Origin of the sequence: Gemmobacter denitrificans, assembly GCF_036964905.1 — a bacterium.
GTDB lineage: Bacteria > Pseudomonadota > Alphaproteobacteria > Rhodobacterales > Rhodobacteraceae > Gemmobacter > Gemmobacter denitrificans.
Genome location: NZ_JBALHR010000002.1, coordinates 266379 through 283596 on the forward strand (window position 1 = coordinate 266379; position 17218 = coordinate 283596).

Annotated in this window: 18 protein-coding genes; 14 read left to right on the plus strand and 4 right to left on the minus strand. The window is 66.3% G+C overall.

The window, feature by feature from the left end:
* Positions 1-5 precede the first annotated feature (5 nt).
* Positions 6-1805: a translation elongation factor 4 gene (gene lepA, locus V6590_RS04415; RefSeq protein ID WP_335420136.1), complete on the plus strand. Its 1800-nt coding sequence runs from the start codon at positions 6-8 to the stop codon at positions 1803-1805.
* A 252-nt stretch (positions 1806-2057) separates the two neighbouring features.
* Here the strand turns inward: lepA and V6590_RS04420 are convergent, their stop codons facing one another.
* Positions 2058-2315: a hypothetical protein gene (locus tag V6590_RS04420; protein ID WP_335420139.1), complete on the minus strand. Its 258-nt coding sequence runs from the start codon at positions 2313-2315 to the stop codon at positions 2058-2060.
* A gap of 115 nt (positions 2316-2430) precedes the next feature.
* On the opposite strand from V6590_RS04420, the gene V6590_RS04425 reads away from it, so the two are divergent.
* The 5 genes from V6590_RS04425 (at position 2431) to V6590_RS04445 (ending at position 6331) form a co-directional block, all read left to right on the plus strand.
* On the plus strand, positions 2431-3024 hold the full coding sequence (locus tag V6590_RS04425; protein WP_335420141.1) for a TetR/AcrR family transcriptional regulator: 594 nt from the start codon (positions 2431-2433) through the stop codon (positions 3022-3024).
* A gap of 95 nt (positions 3025-3119) precedes the next feature.
* On the plus strand, positions 3120-3917 hold the full coding sequence (locus tag V6590_RS04430; RefSeq protein ID WP_335420144.1) for a UDP-2,3-diacylglucosamine diphosphatase: 798 nt from the start codon (positions 3120-3122) through the stop codon (positions 3915-3917).
* Positions 3914-5050 carry a ceramide glucosyltransferase gene (locus tag V6590_RS04435; protein ID WP_335420148.1) on the plus strand — a complete coding sequence of 379 codons (1137 nt, stop codon included), beginning with the start codon at positions 3914-3916 and terminating at the stop codon, positions 5048-5050. Before V6590_RS04430 ends, V6590_RS04435 begins: the two co-directional genes overlap by 4 nt.
* Positions 5013-5639: a DedA family protein gene (locus tag V6590_RS04440; RefSeq protein ID WP_335420151.1), complete on the plus strand. Its 627-nt coding sequence runs from the start codon at positions 5013-5015 to the stop codon at positions 5637-5639. Before V6590_RS04435 ends, V6590_RS04440 begins: the two co-directional genes overlap by 38 nt.
* Positions 5636-6331, plus strand: coding sequence for a glycosyltransferase family 2 protein (locus tag V6590_RS04445; RefSeq protein ID WP_335420154.1), 696 nt, complete (start codon positions 5636-5638; stop codon positions 6329-6331). Before V6590_RS04440 ends, V6590_RS04445 begins: the two co-directional genes overlap by 4 nt.
* On the opposite strand, the gene V6590_RS04450 is transcribed toward V6590_RS04445, so the two are convergent.
* The gene (locus V6590_RS04450) at positions 6285-7886 is read right to left on the minus strand and encodes a GMC family oxidoreductase (RefSeq protein WP_335420155.1); all 1602 of its coding nucleotides are present in this window, start codon (positions 7884-7886) and stop codon (positions 6285-6287) included. The two genes, V6590_RS04445 and V6590_RS04450, sit on opposite strands and share 47 nt — an antisense overlap.
* 63 nt (positions 7887-7949) lie before the next feature.
* The gene (locus V6590_RS04455; protein WP_335420158.1) at positions 7950-9014 is read right to left on the minus strand and encodes an ATP-binding cassette domain-containing protein; all 1065 of its coding nucleotides are present in this window, start codon (positions 9012-9014) and stop codon (positions 7950-7952) included.
* Positions 9015-9268: 254 nt separating this feature from the next.
* On the opposite strand from V6590_RS04455, the gene V6590_RS04460 reads away from it, so the two are divergent.
* On the plus strand, positions 9269-9862 hold the full coding sequence (locus tag V6590_RS04460; RefSeq protein ID WP_335420161.1) for an ABC transporter permease family protein: 594 nt from the start codon (positions 9269-9271) through the stop codon (positions 9860-9862).
* A 37-nt stretch (positions 9863-9899) separates the two neighbouring features.
* Here the strand turns inward: V6590_RS04460 and V6590_RS04465 are convergent, their stop codons facing one another.
* Entirely contained in the window at positions 9900-11561 is a 1662-nt protein-coding gene (locus V6590_RS04465; RefSeq protein WP_335420163.1) for a calcium-binding protein, read from the minus strand.
* Between the two features lie 83 nt (positions 11562-11644).
* On the opposite strand from V6590_RS04465, the gene V6590_RS04470 reads away from it, so the two are divergent.
* From V6590_RS04470 to V6590_RS04500, 7 genes are all read left to right on the plus strand, one after another.
* Positions 11645-12382, plus strand: a complete 738-nt coding sequence (locus V6590_RS04470) for a hypothetical protein (RefSeq protein WP_335420166.1) — start codon at positions 11645-11647, stop codon at positions 12380-12382.
* Between the two features lie 49 nt (positions 12383-12431).
* The gene (locus tag V6590_RS04475; RefSeq protein ID WP_335420169.1) at positions 12432-13892 is read left to right on the plus strand and encodes a protein adenylyltransferase SelO; all 1461 of its coding nucleotides are present in this window, start codon (positions 12432-12434) and stop codon (positions 13890-13892) included.
* Between the two features lie 215 nt (positions 13893-14107).
* A complete protein-coding gene (gene rplU, locus V6590_RS04480) occupies positions 14108-14503 on the plus strand; it encodes a 50S ribosomal protein L21 (protein ID WP_335420172.1) in 396 nt (131 codons plus the stop codon).
* A gap of 13 nt (positions 14504-14516) precedes the next feature.
* The gene (gene rpmA / locus V6590_RS04485; protein ID WP_335420174.1) at positions 14517-14786 is read left to right on the plus strand and encodes a 50S ribosomal protein L27; all 270 of its coding nucleotides are present in this window, start codon (positions 14517-14519) and stop codon (positions 14784-14786) included.
* A gap of 290 nt (positions 14787-15076) precedes the next feature.
* On the plus strand, positions 15077-15613 hold the full coding sequence (locus V6590_RS04490) for a GNAT family N-acetyltransferase (RefSeq protein WP_335420858.1): 537 nt from the start codon (positions 15077-15079) through the stop codon (positions 15611-15613).
* Positions 15614-15623: 10 nt separating this feature from the next.
* Positions 15624-16673: a GNAT family N-acetyltransferase gene (locus V6590_RS04495; protein ID WP_335420177.1), complete on the plus strand. Its 1050-nt coding sequence runs from the start codon at positions 15624-15626 to the stop codon at positions 16671-16673.
* The gene (locus tag V6590_RS04500) at positions 16670-17176 is read left to right on the plus strand and encodes a GNAT family N-acetyltransferase (protein WP_335420179.1); all 507 of its coding nucleotides are present in this window, start codon (positions 16670-16672) and stop codon (positions 17174-17176) included. The genes V6590_RS04495 and V6590_RS04500 overlap by 4 nt, the downstream gene beginning before the upstream one ends.
* The last annotated feature ends 42 nt before the right edge of the window (positions 17177-17218 follow it).

Here is a 17218-nt window from a genome sequence, read left to right on the forward strand (position 1 = left end):
CGCGCATGACCCAGCTTGACCTCATCCGCAATTTCTCCATCGTGGCCCATATCGACCACGGCAAATCCACCCTAGCCGACCGTCTGATCCAGATGACGGGCACGGTGGCCGCCCGTGACATGAAGGCGCAAATGCTCGACAGCATGGATATCGAGCGCGAGCGGGGCATCACCATCAAGGCCAACACGGTGCGGATCGAATATCCCGCCAAGGATGGCCGGACCTATATCCTGAACCTGATCGACACCCCCGGCCACGTGGACTTTGCCTATGAAGTGTCGCGCAGCATGCGCGCCGTGGAAGGCTCGCTTCTGGTGGTGGATGCGAGCCAAGGGGTTGAGGCGCAGACGCTGGCCAATGTCTATCAGGCGATTGATGCGGGCCACGAGATCGTGCCGGTCCTGAACAAGATCGACCTTCCGGCGGCGGACCCGGACCGGGTGAAGGAAAACATCGAGGACGTGATCGGCATTGACGCCAGCGATGCGATTCCGATCTCGGCCAAGACCGGACTTGGCATCCCGGATGTGCTGGAGGCCATCGTGCAGCGCCTGCCCGCGCCCAAGGGCGACCGCGATGCGCCCTTGAAGGCCATGCTGGTGGACAGCTGGTACGATGCCTATCTGGGCGTGGTCGTCATGATCCGCGTGGTGGATGGCGTCATCAAGAAGGGTGACCGGGTCAAGATGATGCAGACCGGCGCCGTTTATGGCATCGACAAGCTGGCCGTGCTGAAGCCGCAGATGGTGGATATTGCCGAGCTGGGGCCGGGCGAGATTGGCGTCTTGACCGCCTCGATCAAGCAGGTGCGCGACACCCGCGTGGGCGACACCATCACCCATGAGCGCAAGCCCTGCGACGCGCCGCTGCCGGGGTTCAAACCCGCACAGCCGGTGGTGTTCTGCGGCCTGTTCCCGGTGGATGCCAATGATTTCGAGGCGCTGCGCGATGCCATCGAGAAGCTGGCGCTGAATGACGCGAGCTTCTCCTATGAGATGGAGACCTCGGCCGCGCTTGGGTTCGGGTTCCGCATGGGGTTCCTGGGCCTTCTGCACCTCGAAGTGGTGCGCGACCGGCTGGAGCGGGAATATGATCTGGACCTGATCACCACCGCACCTTCGGTGGTGTTCAAGCTGCATATGAAAGATGGCGAGGTGCGCGACCTGCACAACCCCGCCGATATGCCCGATCTGACCTATGTCGACCATATCGAGGAGCCGCGCATCAAGGCCACGATCATGGTGCCGGATGAATATCTGGGGGATATCCTGAAGCTGTGTCAGGACCGTCGGGGCATTCAGCAGAACCTGACCTATGCGGGCAGCCGTGCCATGGTGGAATATGACCTGCCGCTGGCCGAGGTGGTGTTCGACTTCTATGACCGGCTGAAATCGGTCACCAAGGGCTATGCCTCGTTCGATTACCAGATCAGCGAATATCGCGAGGATAACCTCGTGAAGATGTCGATTCTGGTGAATGACGAGCCGGTGGATGCGCTGTCGATCATGGTGCACCGTGACCGGGCGGAGGCGCGGGGCCGGGTGATGGTGGAAAAGCTCAAGGAGCTGATCCCGCGTCATATGTTCAAGATCCCGATTCAGGCCGCCATCGGCGCGCGGGTGATTGCGCGAGAGACGCTCAGCGCGATGCGCAAGGACGTGACCGCCAAATGCTATGGCGGCGACGCGACCCGGAAGAAGAAGCTGCTGGAGAAGCAGAAAGAGGGCAAGAAGAAGATGCGCCAGTTCGGGAAGGTGGAAATCCCGCAAAGCGCCTTCATCTCCGCGCTCAAGATGGATGGGTGAGCCCCGCCCCGCGCATCAGCGCGGGGGAAAACGCTCAGGTGGAGCGTTTTCAGGGGCGAACGCCCGCGAATGCTTTCGCGGGCCGGTGGAGCCCCGCCCCGCATCGGCGCGGGACAAGCCTCTGTCAACGCATTGCAACTCGCCCAGGCGTGCGGCGCGAAAATCCGTGGCAGGATGATCGTGCAGCATCCCTTTTGCGCCCAGACCTGCCCGGTCTGAAACGCCCCAGACCCACCGACAGGTTGCGCCCCCTCAGGTGCCCGGCTGCGCGATCTCTTGCGCTTGCAGGGCGGCGGCCCGGGCACGCAGGGCTGCGGCGCGGGCTGCAAGGCTGTCGGTCGGGGCCGTGTCTGTTGGCGCCACTTGCGCCTGCGCCACCAAGGCATCCAGCGGGGCGATCTGCGGGGCAGGGCCGGGTGCCGGGGGCGGGCCCTCTACCATCGGCATTTCCGTGCAAGCCGCGACCACAAGGCACAGGCAAAGGGCGATGACGGGGCGGTGGTCGGGCATGGCGGCTCTGCTGCAAGAATTGGCCTGACCTTACAGGGCCGAGGCTGAGGCGGCAATGGGGCGCGGCTTGTCTGGGCAGGGTTGAACTGAACGTGCGTTCAGATAGCATGGGATCATGGCACGCAAGACCGGCTCACATTCCGAAATCACCGGGCCGCGCATCCGCGCGGCGGCCGAGCGGCTGTTTGCCCGCCACGGCTATGCCGCCGTGTCGATGCGCCAGATCGCCGCCGAGGTCGGTGTGCAGGCCGGCGCGCTCTATCTTTATACGCCCGACAAGCAAAGCCTGCTGGCCGATCTGATGCGCGATCATCTGGACGGGCTGCTGGAGGCGCTGGACGCCTTGCCAGCGGTCACTGGCGCCGTGGCCCGGCTGGATCAGTTCGCGCGCTTCCATATCGGCTATCACATCGAACGGCCCGATGCGGTCTTTGTGGCCTATATGGAATTGCGCAATCTGGAGTCGGAAAACTTTGCCGCGATCGAGGCGTTGCGCCGCCGATATGAAGACCGGCTGGAGGCGATCCTGCGCGACGGTCGGGCGGCGGGGCAATTCGCGCTGCCCGATACCAAGCTGGCAACCCTTGCGCTGATCGCGATGCTGACCGGCGTTACCAACTGGTATCGCGAAGGCGGAAGGCTTGGCCGGGCCGAGGTGGAAGGCATCTATGCCGACATGGCGCTGAAGGCGGTGGGTGTGGCGGGCTGAAGGCTGGTTTTTTACCGCGCTGCAGCAAAAGCGTCATGCAGTTGAATCCTTCCAAACCGATGGTGCGGCCAACCTGTCCGTGACGGAGCCAGCCCTTGGAACGCCCGACACCCCACAACTGCTTGCGTACCTTGTTCCTGTCGGACCTGCATCTAGGGGCCCTCGGGTGCAAGGCAGACCTCATCCTGGCCTTCCTGCGCGACCATCCAGCCGAAACTTATGTGCTGGCCGGGGACATTCTTGATCTCTGGCAGCCGTTGCTGCCGCATTGGACCGCGCGCGATCAGGCGGTGGTGGATCACCTGCGCGCCGAAGCGGCGGCAGGGGCGCGGCTGATCGTGCTGCGCGGCAACCATGATCCCGAACCGGATGCCGCGCCCGCCGGGCAGCAGATCGCCTCGGGCGGGGTGATGGAGCGGATCATTCACACGGCCGCAGACGGGCGGCGTTATCTGGTGCTGCATGGCGATCAGGTCGATGCGCGCTGGTTGCGCGCCCATGTCTTTACCCGTCTGGGCAGCCGGATCGACCATCTGCTGCGCCGTCTGGATCGCGGGCTGAAAGGCTGGCGCCGCAGATCGGCCCCCGAAGCACGCAGCCTGATCGAGGCGCTGTTGTCAGGCGTCAATCGCATCGCCTATGCCCGCCGCCAGCATGAACGCCGTCTGGTGGCGCTGGCCCGTATGGCAGGGGTGGACGGGGTGATCTGCGGTCACTTCCACCTGCCGGCGCTGCATCAGGATCACGGGCTGATCTATGGCAATTGCGGCGACTGGGTGGACAGCTTCACCGCATTGGCCGAAACGCCGGAAGGCGATTTGCGCCTGCTGGCCGCCGTGGCCGAGCGCGCACCCAAGACAGCAGAACAATTCGGATTGGCGGGGCAAGCATGAGCGGCATCCTGTTTCTGGCAGCGGGGCTGCTGCTTGTGGTGCATCTGGCCAGCGTGGCGCTGTATCTTTACCGGCTGGCGCGGCCTATGGTGGCCCCGTCGCGGATCGGGCATCCCTTTGTCACCTTGCTGCGCCCGGTATGCGGCCTGACCCATGCCGAACGCGAAACGCTGCGCAGCTCCTTCACGCAGGATTACCCGGACTATGAGGTGATCTTCTGCGCGGAAACCGAAACCGATCCTGCCGTGCCCTTTCTGCGTCAGCTGATGGCCGAATATCCGGCGATCCGCGCCCGGCTGCTGATCGGGCAGGATCGCGTGACGCGGAACCCCAAATTGAACAATGTCTGGAAGGGCTGGCATGGGGCCGAGGCCGACTGGATCTGCATGACCGACAGCAACCTTCTGTTGCCGCCCGATTATCTGGCACGGGTGGTCGCCCAATGGGGGCCGACCACCGGCTGTGTCTCGGCGCCGCCCGTGGGCATGGCCCCGCAGGGCTGGGCCGCCCGTCTGGAATGTGCCTTTCTGAATGGCAATCAGGCCCGGATGCAATATGCCGCCGACAGCATCGGCCCGGCCTATGCGCAGGGCAAGACGTTGTTCTTCCACAAGCCATTGCTGGAAGGCGCAGGCGGTCTGCGCGCCCTTGGCCGCGATCTGGCCGAAGATGTCGCCGCGACCCGGCTGGTGCGCGGCCTGGGCCTGCAAGTGTCGCTGGCGCGTCTGCCCTTTGCCCAGCCGATCGGGCGGCGGCGGCTGTCAGATGTCTGGGCGCGGCAATTGCGGTGGGCACGGGTGCGTCGCGCGGGCTTTCCGGTGCTTTACGCGCTGGAGCCGCTGAACGGGGCCGTGCTGCCGGTGCTGTTTGTCATGGGCGGTCTGGCCGGGGCCGGTGCCCCGATGACCTGGGCCATCGGTTATCTGGCGCTGTGGTATCTGGCCGAAGGCTGGCTGATGCGCCGTGCAGGCTGGCCGTCAAGGACTGGTGATCTTTGGCTTCTGCCCTTGCGTGACCTGCTGCTGCCTGCGCTCTGGCTGGCCAGTTTCCGCCGTCGCGGTTTCGACTGGCACGGCAAGCCGATGGGCGAGGCGGATGATGCTGCCCGCCCGGTCATGGTGCCCGCCGAATGATGATGGCCGGATGACCATGGAAGGCGCGGAACTGGCCGATCTGATCCGGACCCACGGGCTTGCGGTGCTGGCACCGCTGGCGCTGATCGAAGGGCCGGTGATCACCTTGCTGACCGGCTGGCTGACCCGGCTGGGCCTGCTTGATCCGCTTCAGGCCTTTCTGTGCCTTGTCATGGCCGATCTGGCCGGGGACATGCTGCTCTATGCCATTGGACGCTGGGGCCGGGATGTGCTGCCTCTTCGCCTGGTTCGGGCCTTCGGGATCAGCCGGGCGCGCATGGCCGGTCTGGCGCGGGTGATGCGTGATCGCGGCGGGCGCGTGCTGGTGATCGGCAAGCTGACCCATGTAGCCGGGTTCGCGGTTCTGCTGGCCGCCGGGGTGGCAGGCATGTCACCGGGGCGGTTCCTGCTGGCCAACCTGCTGGCCACGCTGCCGAAAACTGCGGTTCTGATGGGCCTGGGCTGGGGATTTGGCAGCATGGCCGGGCGGCTGGAGGATGGGCTATGGCTGGCCTGTGCTGCAATGGCGCTGGCACTGGCGCTCTGGCTTGGCCCGCGCCTGTTGCGGCGGAACGGGGTGGCCGCATGATCGCCTGCCTGATCCCCGCCCATAATGAGGCGCCGCGCCTGCCTGCCGTGCTGGCCGCCGTGCTGGGCCACCCGGCCATTTCCCGGGTGCTGGTGATTGACGACGGATCGACCGATGGCACCGCCGAAGTTGCGCGGGCGGCGGGGGCTTCGGTGCTGGAACTGCGCCCCAATCGCGGCAAGACCGCAGCGCTGGCGGCGGGTATCCGCGCCGTGGACGAAGATCATCTGCTGCTGATTGATGCCGATTTGCTGGGCCTGACCCCTGACGCCATCACGGCACTGGTGGACCCGGTGACCAATGGCCGGGCGGCTGTCAGCCTGTCGCTGCGCGGCAATGCGCCGGGGCTCTGGCGCGCAATCGGGGTGGATTACCTGACGGGCGAACGGCTGATCCCGCGCGCGCTCATCGCGCCGCATCTGGAGCGGTTGGATCAATTGCCGCGCTTCGGGTTCGAGGTGTTTCTGAACGGCCTGATCCGTCAGGCGGGCCTGCGCGTGGCTGTGGTGCGCTGGCCGGCGGTCGCAAGCCCGCTGAAATCGGCCAAGCACGGGTTCTGGGCCGGGATCGTCGCCGACCTGCGCATGATGCGCGACATCTTCCGCACCATCCCGCCCATGGTTGCGCTGGCGCAGATCTTCTGGCTCAGGCGCGGCGGCGGATCAGATCTGCGGCCTTCTCGGCAATCATGATTGTGGGCGCATTGGTGTTGCCCCCGACAATCGTGGGCATGACCGAGGCATCTACGACCCGCAGCCCCTCTATCCCGCGCACCCGCAATTCGGGATCAACCACCGCCCCCATCGCGCAGGTGCCGACCGGGTGATAGATCGTATCCGCCCGCGCGCGGATAAAGCTTTCCCAATCCGCATCGCTCATCCCCGGATGGTGGCCATCCAGCGCCCCGGCATCATAGCGGCGCAGGGCCGGGGCCTGCAGGATCGCCTGTGCCACCCGCGCGCCCCGGATCATCACCGGCAGATCGGCGGGATGGCTCAGGAACCCCGGATCGATCAGCGGTGCGGCGCGCGGATCGGGCGAATGCAGTCCCACACGCCCCCGCGATTGCGGATAGAGCGCGCAGACATGCAGGCTGTAGCCATAGCCCCAATGCAGGCGGCGGGCATGATCATCGACAATGGCAATGCAGAAATGCAGCTGCAGATCGGGTCGGGGCTGGTCGGGGCTGGATTTCAGAAAGCCCGCCCCTTCGGCAAAGGGTGTGGTCAGCATCCCGCCGCCCTGCCGGAACCAGCGCAAGCCTTCGGCCAACAACCGGGCCCCGGCCTTGAACCCGATCCCGAACAGATCGGTGTCGCGGCTCTTGTGCGACAGGATCACATCCAGATGATCCTGCAGGTTCTGCCCGACACCGGGTAGGGCATGGCTTACGGCAATCCCCTGCGGCACAAGGTCCTCGGGCCTGCCTATCCCTGACAGTTGCAGGATTTGCGGCGAACCGAAGGCGCCCGCCGACAGGATCACCTCGGCCCGGGCCTTGACCGTTTCACTTTGCCCACCGCGCAGGAATTCCAGCCCCACGGCGCGGCGGCCTTGCAGCAGGATGCGCGTGACATGCGCGCGCGGGATCACATGCAGGTTCGGGCGGTTGGGCAGCACGGGGCGCAGATAGGCGGCATGGGCTGAACAGCGTTCGCCCCGGCGCGGCCCGTCATGGAACTGGGTCACCTGGTACAGCCCCGCGCCCTCGGTTTCGCCGCGATTGAAATCGGCCCGCTCGGCGATCTGGCATTCGGTGGCGGCCTCGACAAAGGCGCGGCTGATCGGGCGCGGGGCGCTCTGGTCGGCCACCTGCAGCGGGCCATCGGCCCCGTGAAAGCCATCCGCGCCGCGCTGATTGGCCTCGGCCCGGCGGAAATAGGGCAGCACATCCTGCCACCCCCAACCGGTGCAGCCCTGCGCGGCCCAGCCATCGTAATCGCTGGCATGTCCCCGGATATAGAGCATGGCATTGATATTGGACGATCCGCCCAGACCCTTGCCGCGGGGCTGATAGCCGCGCCGCCCGTTCAGGCCGGGCTGCGGCACGGTATCGAAGGCCCAGTTGCCAAGTTTGGGGTGCCCGGGCAACACGGCCACGGTGGCGGCGGGCATCCGGGCCAGAATGCTGTCGCCGCGCCCCCCGGCCTCCAGCAGGCAGATCGTCAGGTTCGGATCCTCGCTCAACCGGGCGGCCAGCGTGGCCCCTGCCGATCCGCCACCCGCAATCACATAGTCGAAGATCATGCCCGTCCCCCCGTTTGCGCCAGCCAAGGCCGGGGGGCGCAGTCTGTAAAGCGGAACGTGGCGTCAGTGCAGGCGCCGCCCGCTGCCATCGGCGGCAAAGATCATCAACCGCCCCGGCACCACCTGCAGCGCACAGCGCTGGCCCGGGCCGGGGGCGGGCTGGTCCAGTGGCAGCGCCAGCAGGATCCGGCTGCCATCGGGCGCCTGCAGATGCAGGTGGCGCAGCCATCCCTGCACGCCCTGTTGCACCACCAGATGGCTTTCACCGGCAATCGGCACAAGGTCTTCGGGATGCAGCGCCGCCAGCACCTGTCCGCCCAGGCCGGGCAGGGCTGCCGAACTGGCCAGATCACGCGCCAGCGCCGGCACCTCGATCAGCCCGAAGGCCGCCACCCGGGCCGGGCAAAGGTTCAACCCCGGGCGCGTGAGATAACGGGCCACGATCAGTGTTTCAGGATCGCGGAACAGTGTTTCGGGCGGGGCGATCTGGTGCAGCCTGCCTGCCTGCAGCACCGCCATCAGATCGGCGGCCATGGCCATGGCGCTGCCCGGATCGGCCGTGGCAATCAGCGTGCGCCCCTCTGACTTGGCAAGATGCAGGGTCAGCGCCGCCAGATCGGCGGCTTCGGCCTCGGGCAATTCGGGCGGCAGATCGGGCACCAGCAGCCCGGACGGATCGCGCAACAGCGCCCTGCCAAGGGCCGCGCGCAGCCGTTGCGGGCGTGAAAGCGTGGCGGGATCGCGTGCCAATTGATCGGCCAGCCCCAATTTCCCGGCGATGGCCACACTGCGCCGCTCTGCCTCGGCGCCGGGCAGGTTCAGCGGGCGCAGGGCAAAGCCGAACAGCGCCTGCAGGCTGCGATGGGGCGCAAAGGCCCCGGTCCAGAATATCTTGGCCAGCCCGCGCCGATCCGGGGGCAGGGTGGTGATGTCCTGCCCCTCCAGCCGGATCACGCCCGTACTTGGGCGGTCCAGCCCGGCAATCAGGCGCAGAAGGGCGCCGCGCCCCGATCCTGGTGGACCGGTCAGCACCAGCACTGTGCCCGCCGGAACGGCAAAGCTGATATCCTGCAGGGCCTGCACCGCGCCAAAGCGCTTGCCGATCCGATCCAGCCCCAACCCAGCCATCCGCACTCCCCCCTGCGTCTCGACCCATGGCGATCATAGGCGGGATGCGGGGGGAAGGGAAAGGGCAGGCGGGGGCAATGCGCCGCAATCACGACGGGCGATCCCCTTGGGGTTTGCCGGGTGGCATCTGTGCCGCACAATCCGGTCGCGTTCACCGCCCCTGCCGGACGAGGCACCGAACAACCCGCATGTGACACCAGGTGGTTGACCTTGTCCGTCCGTCGCAGGAAGGTGCGGCAAGGGTGAGGGCGGGGATGCGACAGATCACGGCAGGCGAGTTGGTGCTGGCGGCGGCAATCGGGCTTTGGGCCTATGTGCTGCATTGGGCCGGTGGCCAGGGGCTGGCCCCGGCCATGGCGCTGGCCGTGGTGGGCATGGCCGTTGTGGGGGTGATGGGGCTGGGCTCCTGGACCGGATGGCGGCGCTTCGGGGCAGGGGTGCCGACCGGGCCGCTTGTGCTGGGGGCTTTGGTCGGGCCGCTGCATCTGATGCTGCCGCCCGTGTTCGGGATCGGCCTTGCCGGTCATCCGGCGGCACTGGCGCTGGTGCATGGCCTGTCCCTGACCGCCCTGTCGGTGCTGGTGTTGCGCATGGCTCTGCGCCCCTTGCCCGAAGACCTGTTCGATGCGGCGCGGATGGAAGGCCAAAGCGATGCCAATGTGGCGCTGCATCTTGTGCTGCAGCTGATCTGGCCCGCACCTCTGGCGCTGGTGATCTGGGGGGGATCGCTGGTCTGGGCCGAAGCGACCGGTCCGACGCAGATGGGGCCACTGCTGCTGTCAGCCGCGCTGGTAACAGCCTTGGCCCTGCTCGCGCTGAAACGCGCACAGCGGCGGTTGGAGCCGTAGGTCCGGGCAGCCATGCCACCCGGACCCACGCAAAGCATCAACCAAAGAAGAAGTCCGACGCCTCTAGCGCAGTGGCACTGACCGACAGAAGGATCGAATCTGCCCCCAACACGATCCGCGCGCCGCTGCCATCGGCCAAGATCTCCAGATCGTCAAAGTCGGAAATGCCTGCCCGGTCGATGCGGATCACATCTTCGCCCTGCGTGAAATCCGTGATCGTGTCGTGCCCTGACCCTGTTTCGAACAGGAAGGTATCGGCCCCGCTGCCACCCGACATCCGGTCGCTGCCATCGCCGCCATCGATCAGATCGGAACCCGCGCCGCCCTGCAACGTATCGCGGCCTTCGCCACCCGTAAGCGTATCGGCCCCGCCAAGGCCCGACAGACGGTCATGCCCCGATCCGCCGATCAGCCAGTTTGCAACCTTGCTGCCGGTGATCCGGTCGTTCTGCGCGCTGCCTTCGGCATTTTCGATGCTGATCAGCGTATCGCGGCCATGGCCCGTCTGCTGTGCCTTGCGTGTGGCGAGCGATACGGTCACTGCATTTGACGGATCAAAGACAACGGTGTCGCGACCGCTGCCACCATCCAGCGTGTCATTGCCGCTGCCGCCTTCCAGCCGGTCGGCATCCGCGCCGCCCACAAGCCGGTCATGGCCCGCATCCCCCAGAAGGTGATCATTGCCGGAATAGCCATGGATGCGATCATTCCCGCCGCCGCCGGCCAGAAAATCGCCGGGTTCCTCATCGTCACCGAATGAGGGTGCGCCAAGGATCAGTTCATCTGCCCCTGTGCCCTCTGCCCAGCTTTCGCCGACGATGATGCGATCCTGCGAAATCAGCTTGCCATCCAGCCGGATGCTCTCGATTTCGGTCGAGGCAGCATCGGTCAACGGGCCTTCCACCCGGAACAACTCTGCCCCGCCCGGGCCCGTCATCACCATCCGGTCAAGATCCAGCCCGGCAATGGCATCCAGGTCAAAGGCAGTGTCACCCTCAAGCATCGGGGCAAGCGCATAGGCCACTGCGGCCATCTGGCCGAAATCGGTGGGGAAACGTCCTTCAAGCCGCAGGGCAAAGGGGCCGACACCCAGACGGAGCCCGGTTTCGGTGACGGCGATCTCCATCAAGGTGTTGATCCCGTTCGACAGGCTGATGCCGGTAATGCCGAAGTCACCAAGTGCGGAAAAGAGCGCGTTGCGTTCGCTGCGCGTCATGTCCTCCAGCCCGCCGAGTCCGTCTTCGCCCAGCAATCCGACCAGTTCGAACAGTTGATCGAAGTTCTCGGGCAGGCTGCCGGTCACGCGCAGGCTGTCGCCGCCGCTTTGCACCGTGTAACCCGATGCGTCAAAAAGGATCTCGGCGATCTTGGTGCTGCCCCGGCGCAGCGTCAGCGCGTCAAACGATCCGCTGGCGATACCGGAATCGATGGCATCGACCAGATCGTCGATCGAAGACACCGGATCAAAGCCCGACCCGGTCAGCGCCAGTTTCCAGGTCTGGCTGGCCTTGAAGGTCAGTTCCAGCCCGGTCGCGCTCAGCCGGGTCACACGCGGTTCAACCCTGTCCAGCACTGAGCCGAAACTGTCGAGCGCGCCAGCATAGGTTTCGCGGGTTTCCCATGCCGGGTCATCCTCGCTGTCACGCAGAAATTCGCCGATTGTTTCAATGAATTCAGAATTGATGTTCAACCGTACCATCACAGCATCCTTGGAACTGCCGACACCTGCTGTGCCGATATCCGAGGCTTGCCCGCATCCTGCCGTTGAGGCAAGGGGGTAAAATGCGCGTGACAATCATCAGCCGATCTATCGCCTCGTGGCCGGTCTGGGCCGCCGCCATTCTGTGTGCCGTGCTGGCCGGTTGTGCGGGCTGCACCGATTGCCAGGCCGATCTGGTGCTTGGGCAGGATCGGCAGGGTCTGGCAGAGCCTGCCCTTCAGGCAACGGCGCGGCAGTTTCTGGACGGTACTGCCGAAAGGCCAGGGGCAGCCCGGGCACGGCCCCGGCTTGTGATCGATCCCGATGTGCTGGGGCCAGACAGCACCACCCCGCATCGGCAGGATCGTGACCGGTTGCTGGGGCTGCGGTTGCGCCGCGATCTGCCCTTGGGCGCGGCTTTTGCCGTGGAAACCGGGGTGATGCTGGCCGCAGGCGACAGCCGCCACGTCTTGCCGCAGGGCATGGGAATTCTGACCGACCCGACCACGATCCACCAGCGCAGCCTGACCGTGACGCCGGAAATCGCGCTGGTACACCGTGGCCAGGCCGGGCCGTTTTCCACCCGGCTGAGCCTCGGGCTGGGCCAACAGACCGGGCTGGTCTGGACCGAAGTGCGATCCGACCTGCTGGATGTGAACAACCGCGCCACGTTGCACCGCCCCTTTCTGCGACTGGGCAGTGCCATGACCGACCGGTCGGGCCGGGTCACCCTGTCGGCCGAGGCGCGCGGCTATGAAGGGCGGCAGGTGGAAATGACGGTCGAGACGCGCTGGCTTCTGGGCGGGCAAGCCTTGCCCTGATCGCCGCTGCGCCGCATATGAAAGGGGCGTGGGCAGGAAAGGGCGAAAGATGGGCGATCTGGCAAGGGCGGGCTTCCGCTTTGACAACAGCTATCGGCGCGACCTGCCGGGCGCATGGCTGGATCAGGCCCCACGCCGAGTGCCTGCGCCGCGCCTTCTGGCCTTCAACCGGGCTTTGGCCACCGATCTTGGGCTTGACCCTGACCTGCTGGAGCCTGACGCCGCCGAGGTATTTTCGGGCAATCGCCTGCCCCCGGGGGCCGAGCCGCTGGCACAGGCCTATGCCGGGCATCAGTTCGGCGGCTTTTCCCCGCAACTGGGCGACGGGCGGGCACTGCTTCTGGGCGAACAGATCGATCCGCAGGGGCAGCGTCGTGACATTGCGCTGAAAGGGTCGGGCCCGACCCCGTTTTCGCGGGGCGGCGACGGGTTCGCCGCAGTGGGGCCCGTCCTGCGGGAATATCTGATGGGCGAGGCCATGGCCGCGCTGGGCGTGCCGACCAGTCGCGCTTTGGCCGCCGTGGCGACGGGGGCGCAGGTGGCGCGCGAACGCGCCTTGCCGGGGGCCGTGCTGACCCGGGTTGCGGCCAGCCATATCCGCATCGGCACGTTTCAGTTCTTTGCCGCGCGGCGACAGACCGACCTTCTGCGCAAACTGGCCGATCACGCCATTGCCCGCCATCATCCCGCTGCCGCGCAGGCCGACAATCCTTATCTCGCGCTGTTCGAGGCGGTGCGTGGCGCGCAGGTGCGGCTGGTGGCGCAATGGATGGGGCTGGGCTTCATCCATGGGGTGATGAACACCGACAACATGACGATTTCGGGCGAAACCATCGATTACGGCCCCTGCGCCTTCATGGAGGCCTATGCCCCCGGCACGGTGTTTTCGTCCATCGACCGGGGCGGCCGCTATGCCTATGCCAATCAGCCGCTGATCCTGGGCTGGAACCTGGCGCGTCTGGCCGAAACCCTGCTGCCCTTGTTTGATGACGATGCCGACCGGGCGGTGGATCTGGCCAATGAACGGCTGGAGGCGGTGGAGCCGCTGTTCCACGACGCCTGGCTGGAGGTGATGCGCGCCAAGCTGGGCCTGACGGGGCAGGATGCCGGAGATCGCGCCCTGGCCGAAGGGTTCCTGCAGGCGCTGGAAGGCACCGACTGGACGCAAGGCTTCCGCGCGCTGGCGGATGCCGCCGAAGGGGGCGGGCCGGGGCTGGTCTTTGAACGCGGGGCGCTGCTGGCCGATTGGCTGGGGCGTTGGCGGGTTCGGCTGGGGGGCAATGCCGCCATGGCCGCACAGGCGATCCGGGCCACGAACCCGATCTACATTCCCCGCAACCAGCGGGTCGAAGAGGCGTTGACCGCCGCCGAAGAGGGTGACATCGCCCCCTTCCAGAAGCTGCTGGCCGTGCTGGCCGACCCCTTCACCAACCGCCCGGGGCAAGAGGCCTTTGCCCTGCCGGCCCCGCAGGCCTTCATGTCGGGCTTCCGCACCTTTTGCGGCACCTGACCCGGGTCACGCGGGCCTGCCTGCGGATGCTTGACAGATGGGCCGCAATCCCGGATAAGCGCGCATCCCGGAAGCTCGACCGAGTCTCCCGGGGTTTTTCATTTGCAATCGTCCCGGCAACGGGGCGCGCTGTTCGAAGGCGGGGCAACCCCAGAACGCCGGACCGGGCAACCGGAATGGGGCCGAAGGACGCGGAAACCTGGAAGGAAAGACCCATGTTCGCGGTCCTCAAAACCGGCGGCAAACAGTACAAGGTGCAGGCGGGTGACGTTCTGCGCGTTGAAAAACTGGCCGCAAATGCTGGCGACAAAGTCCAGTTCAACGAAATCCTGATGGTGGGTGGCGACACCGTGACCGTTGGCGCCCCGACCGTGGCCGGCGCTGCCGTTCAGGCCGAAGTGATTGCCCAGATCAAGGGCGAAAAGGTCATCCACTACGTCAAGCGCCGCCGCAAGCACAGCTCGCAGCGCACCAAGGGCCACCGCCAGCACCTGACGCTGCTGCGCGTGACCGAAGTGCTGGCCTCGGGCGCGGAAGCCTCGGGCGTCATGGCGGCAACCGGCACGGCTGATGCCCGCCGCGTGGCCCACGAAGCCCCCGCTGCGAAATAAGGAGTAACACCCCATGGCACAGAAAAAAGCAGGCGGTTCGTCCCGCAACGGCCGCGACTCGGCTGGTCGTCGTCTTGGTGTGAAGCTCTTTGGTGGCCAGGCCGCCATCCCGGGCAATATCATCGTGCGCCAGCGCGGGACCAAGTGGTTCCCGGGTGAAGGCGTCGGCATGGGCACCGATCACACGATCTTCGCCACCGCCGAAGGCCGCGTCACCTTCAAGAAGGGCCTCAAGGGCCGCACTTTCATTTCGGTCCTCCCGGTTGCGGAGGCGGCCGAGTAAGCCGAACCGTTACAAGGTGATTGTAACAAGGGGGTCGGCCGAAAGGCCGGCCCCTTTCCTCATTTTCGCCGCCATCCTGCGGCAGCATGGGGATGAAATTCGCGCGAGGCGGGTGGTGCCGCTCTTGCGTCAGGTGCCGCAGCGAACCACGTTGCGGGGAGGGGTGAACAGAGACTTCGTGCAAGAGGGCTGCAATTGCGGCCCGTCATGCGCTTCGATGGAGGGAAGCGATGAAGCTGGATGTGATTCCGAAGGATCAGGATTTCGCCGGGCTGGCGGGGTTCGGCCAGATGGTGGACGGTGTCATCACCGCCGGCCGTTTCACCCTGCGCCCCGTGCGCAAATCGGATGCGGGCCTGTTTGCCATGTATGCGGGCGACCGCCGCGTGGCCGAAGCGACCCGATCGATCCCGCATCCGCTGCCGCCGGGCGCGGCCGAGAATTTCGTGACGCGTGCGATGAATCCCAAGGGTGACGAATCCGTCTGGGTGCTGGATGGCAGCGCGCAGGGGCTGGCCGAGGTGCTGGGGGTCATCAGCCTCAAGCGCATGGATGAAGAGCGTTACAACCGCGATCAGAGCGAAATCGGCTATTGGGTCGCCCCGGCCTTCTGGAATACCGGTTTCGCCTCCGAGGCGGTGCGGGCGCTGGTCACCGCAAATCCGCAGAAGAACCGCACGATCTTTGCCGAGGTGTTTCAGGACAATCCGGGGTCGGCGCGCGTCCTGACCAATGCGGGTTTTGAATATCTGGGCGATGCCGAGACGTTCAGCGTGGCCCGCAATGCGCGCGTGCCAACCTGGACCTATATCCGCAAACTGGGCTGAGGGGGCGATCATGGCGCTGCCGGCCCGGCTGAAGGCGGGGCCGCTGCTGCTGCGCCCGCCCATTGCAGAGGATGGGGCTGCCGTGGTGGCTGCCCTGTCGCAACCCCGGGTCAGCCGCTGGCTGAGCCGGGTGCCGCATCCCTATGGACTGGCGGATTTCACCGCATGGCTGGGCCGGGCGGATCAGGCAGGTGGCCGCTGGAGCATCGTCGAGGCAGGGGTCTGCATCGGCGCCATCGGGCTGGAGGCCGAGTTGGGCTATTGGCTGACGCCGGCGGCGCAGGGGCGCGGCATTGCATCCCGGGCGGCGCAGGCCGTGCAGGCCGCGCATTTTGCCGATCCGGCGGCAGGGCCGGTTCAGGCCGGATATTTCGAAGGCAATGCCCCCTCTGCCCGGGTGTTGGCCAAGCTGGGTTTTGTGGAAACCGGGCGCGATTTGCGGCGATCCCTGTCGCTGGGGGTTGATTTGCCGCATGTGGTGCTGCGCCTGACCCGCGCCGATTGGGCGGCGGCGCATCCGTTGGTGATCGACACGGCGCGGTTGCGGCTGGCCCCGCTGGATGCAGATCGCGACGGGGCCGAACTGGCCCGGATCGGGGGCCAGCCGGATGTCGCGCGCAACATGGCCTCGCTTCTGTCCCCCTGGCCGGAACAGGCGGTGCGCGACTGGATCGCGCGGGGCGCATGGCAGGGATGCCTGGGCTTTCGGCTGGGCATCTGGCGCGCGGGCAGGCTGATCGGGTCTGTCGGTATCGGCGGAACACCGGTTTCGGTGGGCTATTTCCTTGATCCCGATCATTGGGGCCATGGCTATGCGACTGAGGCGATGCAGGGCTTGTTGGGCGCTGTCCTGCCCCGCTTTGCACCGGAAAGCGTGACTGCCGATCATTTTGCCGATAACCCGGCTTCGGGCGCGGTGCTGCGCAAGCTGGGTTTTCGGCCGATCGGTCAGGGCCATGCCGCCAGCGGTGCGCGCGACGGGCTGCATCCCAATATCCGCTATGATCTGGACCGCAGCGCGTTCCTGCGCCAGCATGGGGACGAAGGAGAGACGGCATGATGATCCGCGACGCCATTCCCGCCGATGCGGCCCCCATTGCCGCGATCTATAATGATGCCGTGCGCAACACGACCGCCATCCTGATGGAGGGCGAGGTGGATGCGGCCAACCGGTTGGCCTGGATGCAGGCGCGTCAGGCCATGGGCTATCCCGTGCTGGTGGCCGAACAGGATGGCATTGTGCTGGGCTATGCCGCCTTTGGCGACTGGCGTCCGTTTGACGGCTTTCGCGGCACAGTGGAAAACTCGGTCTATGTCGCCCCTGCGGCGCGGGGGCAGGGGGTGGCGCAGGCGCTGCTGGCGGCGCTTATCCCGCGGGCACGGACCTGCGGCAAGCATGTCATCGTGGCGGCGATCACGTCGGAAAATGCCGCGTCGCTGCGGCTGCATGAAAAGCTGGGCTTTGTGAAAACCGCCCGGATGCCGCAAGTCGGGCAGAAATTCGGCCGTTGGCTGGACCTTGTGTTCCTGCAATTGCGGCTGGATGACCGACCGCAGCCCTGATCCGCTTGCGCCCGGGCCATTCCGGGGCTATCGCCATTCGTC